At 77.3% G+C, this 405-nt stretch carries 1 protein-coding gene; it reads left to right on the forward strand.

Annotation, left to right across the window (positions count from 1 at the left end; all coding sequences use genetic code 11):
• Positions 1-58: 58 nt before the first annotated feature.
• Positions 59-405, forward strand: a 347-nt coding sequence (gene crcB, locus GTW08_RS16950) for a fluoride efflux transporter CrcB (protein ID WP_161152212.1), incomplete at its 3' end; no start/stop codon positions are given.

Below are 405 nucleotides of genomic sequence, written 5' to 3' on the forward strand. Positions count from 1 at the left end.
TCGCCGCGACGGCGCTCGGCGCGACCCTGGCCCGCGCGCTCGCCGGGGGAGGAGCCCGGTGACGGCGCTGCTCGTCGCGCTCGGTGCGGCCGTCGGAGCGCCGCTGCGCTACCTCGTCGACACGGCGATCAAGGCGCGGACGCCCTCGGCGTTCCCGTGGGGCACCTGGGTGGTCAACCTGGCCGGGTCGTTCGTGCTCGGCGGCGTGGTGGCGCTGACCCCGCTGTTCGGGCCGGGGTTCGCCGCGCTGCTCGGCACCGGGTTCTGCGGGGCGTTCACCACCTACAGCACCTTCGGCTGGGAGACGCTGTCGCTGCTCGAACGCGGCCGCACCGCGCTCGCCGTGGGCTACGCGGCGGCGAGCGCGGTCGTCGGCGTCGCGGCCGCACTGGCCGGGCACGCGCT

This window comes from Pseudonocardia sp. SID8383 (assembly GCF_009864975.1).
Taxonomy (GTDB): Bacteria; Actinomycetota; Actinomycetes; order Mycobacteriales; family Pseudonocardiaceae; genus Pseudonocardia; species Pseudonocardia alni.